4 protein-coding genes are annotated in these 5,422 nt (G+C 74.7%); all 4 read right to left on the reverse strand.

The window, feature by feature from the left end:
* Positions 1-1,842: GAF domain-containing protein (locus VFE05_09190; protein HET6230230.1), on the reverse strand; the 1,842-nt coding region annotated here is incomplete at its 3' end.
* A gap of 384 nt (positions 1,843-2,226) precedes the next feature.
* Positions 2,227-2,796, reverse strand: coding sequence for a thioredoxin family protein (locus tag VFE05_09195; GenBank protein ID HET6230231.1), 570 nt, complete (start codon positions 2,794-2,796; stop codon positions 2,227-2,229).
* Between the two features lie 457 nt (positions 2,797-3,253).
* Positions 3,254-3,457: a hypothetical protein gene (locus VFE05_09200; GenBank protein HET6230232.1), complete on the reverse strand. Its 204-nt coding sequence runs from the start codon at positions 3,455-3,457 to the stop codon at positions 3,254-3,256.
* A 440-nt stretch (positions 3,458-3,897) separates the two neighbouring features.
* Positions 3,898-5,286, reverse strand: coding sequence for a lasso peptide biosynthesis B2 protein (locus tag VFE05_09205; protein ID HET6230233.1), 1,389 nt, complete (start codon positions 5,284-5,286; stop codon positions 3,898-3,900).
* Positions 5,287-5,422 lie beyond the last annotated feature (136 nt).

Genomic DNA, 5,422 nt, shown 5'->3' on the forward strand with positions numbered 1-5,422 from the left:
CGCCTCGAACACCGCCTCCAGCCGGTCCGGCGGGATGCCGATGCCGGTGTCCTCCACCCGCAGCGCCACCCACGGCCCGCCCGCGGGCGCACCCTCGGCCCCGGCATCCGCCGTCGCGCACGCTACCGACACGCGGCCGCCGGGCGCCGTGAACTTCACCGCGTTCGTGAGCAGGTTCACCAGGATCTGCCTCACGCGGTTCTCGTCGCCCTCGTACGCCGCCTGCGCGGTGCAGGCGGACTCTAGCGCCAACTGCCGGGCGGCGGCCTGGGGCTGCACGAGCGCCATGGCGGCATCCACCACCGGCACCACCGGCCCGCGGGCGCGGCCCACCGTCATCTGGCCGGCCTCGACCTTGGCCAGGTCCAGCACCTCGTTCACCAGCCCCAGCAGGTGCGCCCCGCTGTGCCGCACCCGCTCCACGTACTGCCGCTGCCGGGCGGTGAGCGGCCCGGCGATCTCCATCTCCAGAAGCTCGTTGAAGCCCAGGATGGCGTTGATGGGCGTGCGGATCTCGTGGCTCATGGTGGCCAGGAACTCGCCCTTGCTGCGGCTGGCGGCCTCGGCGGCCTCGCGCAGGCGCTGCTCGCCCTCGTACAGGCGCGCGCGGCCCAGCGCCTGGCCCGCCTGCCGCGCCAGCGCCAGCAGCAGCGCGCGCTCGTCGCCGCCGAACTCGTGGAACTCCGGGTAGCTGAGGCCCAGCACGCCCAGCACGGCGCCGCCCGCCGCCAGCGGCAGCGTGGCCGTGGCGCGCCGCCCGCCGGACTCCACGGTTTCCAGCAGCTCCGGGTAGCGCGCGCGCCAGTCGTCCCGGTCGCACACGTACACCGACTCGCCCGATGCCACCACGTCGCCCATGGGCGTGGCGAGCGACAGCGGAAAGCGGCGCCAGCGCCTCAGGTCGCCCGGCGGGTAGCCCACGGCGTGCACCACCTCGCCCTCCGCGCCGCCTTCCGCCACCAGGGCCACCACCCCCGCCTCGGCCCCCGTCGCGGCCATCGCCTCGCCCACCGCGGCCGAGACCACGTCGTGCACCGTGGCGGAGCGCGACAGGGCCGCGGTCACGGCCAGGATGCGCGAGGTGGACTCGGCCGCGCGCTCGGCGGCGGTGCGGGCGGCGTGCTCGGCCTCGTACAGCGCCTCGCGCTCCACCGCCAGCGCGGCGCGGTCCGCTACCAGCTGCAGAAGCGCCAGGTCGCCCTCGGTGAACCTCCGTTCGCCGCGGCTGCCCACGTGCAGCACGCCGGTGAGCCGCCCGCCGGCCGCCATCGGCACGCCCGCCGCCGAGCGCACGTCCGGGTGCAGCGACGCGTCCACGGCCATCTCCGGTGCGCACTCCACGCGCGACGCCCGCTCCGCGGCGATCCGGCCCGCGAAGCCCTCGCCGAGCGCCACGCACACCGGGGCGGGATCACCCAGCCCCGCCAGCGCGGCCGCTCGCAGGTGCGTGCCGTCCGCCTCCAGCACCAGGAGCATGGCCGTGTCCGCTTCCAGCGCCTCCCGCAGCCGCTCCAGCAGCCCGTGCAGCGCGGCGCCCGACGTCGCCCCCGCCGCGGCCGCGTCGGAGATCTCCTGCGCCGCCCGCAGCCGCCGCAGCGCCGCCTCCGCCTCTTCCTGAGCCGCGCGGGCGCGGGCCTGCGCCACCTCCGCGTCGCGCGCCACCTCCGCGTCGCGCGCCATCTCGCGGGCCACGCGGGTCTGCTCCTCCAGCCGCGCAGCCTGCTCGCGCAGCCGCTCCGCCGCGGCGTCGGCCTCGCGGGCGCGGCGCTCGGTCTCGGCGAGCTGGTCGCGGTGGCGCGCCTCGCCGTGCGGCAGCGCATCGGGAGCGGGGCGATCGCTCACGCCCGCCGCCTGCGTCCAGCCGTCTCCGCCAGGCGGGTCACCGCCGCAGCCATACGGCCCATCGTCGCTCCCCTCCACGGTGCACCTTCTCGCGAGAACTCCGGGCCGCCGTTTACAAGATGCGCGCCAAGAACGAGTTCCGGCCGCCGAAGCCCGCTTCCCGCATCCGCCGAACGACGAAGGGCCCGGCGCAATCCATCGCGCCAGGCCCCTGCATCCCATCCGCCGCAACGATGCGGCTCCTTTGATTCATCGCTCATCCGCACGGGGATCGTCCAGCCGATGGTGCCGTGCTCAACGATCACCCACCGGATGCGCATCTACCGGCGCCGTCACGTAGCCCGGCCATCTCCCGACGGGCTCGGACGAGGAACGGTGTCGCAGCTACCGCACCGGCTCCGCGGCCGCGGCGGGCAGGGGCGGCGCCTGGGCGCCCGCGGCAATGCGCTCCAGCAGCGACACCACCTCTTCGAGCATCGTGGCGCCGCGGTCGCGCACGTACCAGGTGCGCACCAGCTTGTATCGCTCCTCCTTGGGCAGCTTCAGGCCCTCTTCCAGGACCCACTTCTGGAGCGGAGCGGGGCGCGGGCCCCACCAGCCGCGCTCGCGGAAGTCCTCGTCCAGCACCATCACCACGGGAATGGAGCGCGACGTGCCGGTGAGGTGCGCATCCATGAGGTCCAGGTTGGCGTCGCGGCCCAGCAGGCGCAGGTCCACCCCGGGCGCCGCCTCGGTGAGGCGCTGGAGCATGGGAATGGTGTTCACCGAGTCGCCGCACCAGTCCTCGCTCAGCACCAGCAGGTGCCAGCGGCCGGGCAGGGCCCGTACGCGCGCGGCGAACGCCTCCGGAAGCGCGGCGCGCTCGTACAGCTTGGGCCACAGCTCGCGGTTCTCCACCGCCACCTCCAGGAACTCCGCGAACGTCATCCCCTGGCCGAACCGGTCCTCGAGCATGTGATCTCCGTGTGTATCAGCGCGAAAGCTGCTGTGGATGGTCGATCGGGACGATGCGGTAGATGTCCAGCGGCCCCCTCGGCTGCTCGTCAGCCGAGATACTCCGCCTGTCCTCGGCCCCACCGCCGATGTGATGCATCGCATTCGTGAACTGGGCCCATCCCGAGAAGGCGATGCGAGGCGTCCGACGTTCATCCGACGCCCTGCGGCGCGGTCGGCCGACGCGGGAGATGGACGGCGGCGCCACAATCTCCAGACCGGCGCCGAATGCGGCGCGCATCGGGAAGTTACGACGCCGCCATCCGCCATCCAACCCTCGCGTCGTACGTGCACGGACCGGACGGCTCGATCCGGCCAGCGCCCCCTGCGCACGCACAGCCGGGAGATGCGGATCGGGGCGCCACCCGCGAGTGACGCCCCGATCCGATCATCCGACAGCCACGCCGCCGATGCCCGGCTACACCGCCGCCGCCGTGCCTCTCAGGGCGCGCAGCAACGTGCCAAGAACACGGAAGATCTGCGGCCCGAGCCAGGCACGTGCGTGGGCGGCGCGCTCCGCGGCCAGCAGCTGCCCGCCCTCGCGCGTCAGCGTCCCGGCGAGCTCGGAGAGCACGCGGTCCCAGTCCGCGGCGGCGTCGAAGGCCTCGGAGCGGGAGTACATCACACGGCACGCGTCGCAGCGCCACGATGCGACGCCGCCGGAATCGTGCTCGCACCACGTGCCGCGGCAGTCGGGGTCGCGGTGCCACAGGGAGTGCGGAAAAGCGTGCTTGCAGGGAGATGCGGGGCTGATCACGGCGCGCTCCTGACCCCGGTTGCGCACGCCCCGCCCGAAACCGCGAAGGCGGCCGGACGATCGGTGCTGCGGGACGGCTGAGAAGGAGGATCACCAGCGGCAGGGGATGCCGCGCGGGGAGATGTCTGGGGGAACGAATACGAAGATAAACCGGCCCCGCCGCCGAATCAAGAGGCCGCGGCCCCGCGTTCGGGCGCCTGCCGCGCGCCGGTTCGCACGCTCCCGCGAACCACCCGGAAACACTTCCGAGCGCGGACCCCGGCAGCGCCGGCCGGCCAACGCTGCATCGGCGGACCGGCTGCCGACTACGACGCGGCAGCCTTCGCCGCGGGCGCGAGCTCCACATCTCCCGGCGTCGCATCCCCCGCAGATGCAGCCATCTCAGGCTCTGGGAACTCCAGGTCCACGCGGTAGTTCCGGCGGTTGTCCGGCTCGCCGAGGCCGTGCGGGACGCGCCCGTCCAGCTCGATCCACGCGTGCGCGGGCCCGCGGGAGCCGTCCGCCGGCAGGCCGCGCACGAACACCACCGGCCAGCCCTGCCGCCGCAGCACCGCGTACAGCGCCAGCGACCGCAGCGTCGCCGCGTCCGCGCCGCCGCCGGGGAAGACGCGCTGCGCCCAGCGGACGCCCTCCTGCACGGCCTCGCGGTCCTGCCGCGCCGGGTCCAGGCTCGCGAGCGGGGCGGGCGGCGTGAGCCTCGCGAGCACGGCGCGCAGGTCGCCGCCCTTCGCGAGCGCGCGGCGGGCGTGCAGCAGCTCCAGCCACCCGCGCGGCACGAACCGCACGGCGCGGCGGATGCGCAGCAGGCGGTACATCAGCGTCTCCATGCCCAGCCCCGGCCGCTCCCGCGCCACCGCCGCCCGCCACCGCCGCACCTCCCCGGGCGAGGGCGCGCCCAGCGACAGCCGCCCCGCGCCGGGATCGCAGCGCGACAGGAAGATCTCCAGCGTCGCCGAGCAGCGGAGCTCCGCCGCACGGGCGCGGAGGCGGGCGTCCATCGCGCCCGCGCGGCGCTCCACCGTCTGCACGTCCACGAAGTCGCGGGCGCGCACCTGCCACGCATCTCCCCAGCATCGCTGGAGGACGAGGCCCACGAGCAGCGAGTCCACCGGCGTGGGCTCGCGCACGGCGATCCCCTCCCACTGCCGCTCGCGCGAGGCGGCCCACAGCGCGTCGGTGATCGCCTCCTGCACCGCGCTCCAGCGGTGGGTGGCGTGCACTGCCAGGCGGTGCACGTCCACCTCGAAACCCTCGCGCGCGTGGAAGAGCGTGAACAGCGTGTGCGAGTGCGGCTGCCCGAAGGCCTCGGCGTGGAAGGGGTCCAGCCAGCCCAGCTCGTGCGCCACGCGCAGCGCCTCGTCCGCCCGCTCGGGGCGCACCAGCAGGTCCACGTCGCTGTAGATGCGCGTGCCGGGCGACTCGTACGCCATCTCCGCCAGGTGGAAGCCCTTGAAGAGCAGCACCTCGATGCCGCGCGCGCTCCACGCCCGCAGCAGCGGCAGCAGCGCGCGCTTGATGCGCTGGTGGCGCAGGGCCGCGGCGTAATAGTCGCTGCGTAGCGCAACGCGAACCGGGTCGCCGTCCGGCAGCACCGCGTGCGCGTACGCCGCCAGCCCCGCCTCGCGAAGCGCGCTCGCGTCCGGCACGGGCCCGCGGCCCAGAAGCCAATCCTCCACCGACTTCTCTTCCGCCATCCCTCGTCCGCAGATGTGTCGTCCGTCCCCGCCGCAGGGAGTCGCGGCGTGTGACGAGCGGTGCCCGAGATGTGTCGCTGCGGAGAGGGTGCCCCCTCCCCCGGCCCCTCCCCCGCAAGCGCAGGGCTGTTTCATT

The sequence above is a fragment of the Longimicrobiaceae bacterium genome (genome assembly GCA_035696245.1).
Taxonomy (GTDB): Bacteria; Gemmatimonadota; Gemmatimonadetes; order Longimicrobiales; family Longimicrobiaceae; genus DASRQW01.

Bases quoted from the DNA above. Each gene is read 5' to 3' on its own strand.
- VFE05_09200 (HET6230232.1), bottom strand. From the start codon at position 3,457: ATGTACTCCCGCTCCGAGGCCTTCGACGCCGCCGCGGACTGGGACCGC.
- VFE05_09195 (HET6230231.1), bottom strand. From the start codon at position 2,796: ATGCTCGAGGACCGGTTCGGCCAGGGGATGACGTTCGCGGAGTTCCTG.
- VFE05_09205 (HET6230233.1), bottom strand. From the start codon at position 5,286: ATGGCGGAAGAGAAGTCGGTGGAGGATTGGCTTCTGGGCCGCGGGCCC.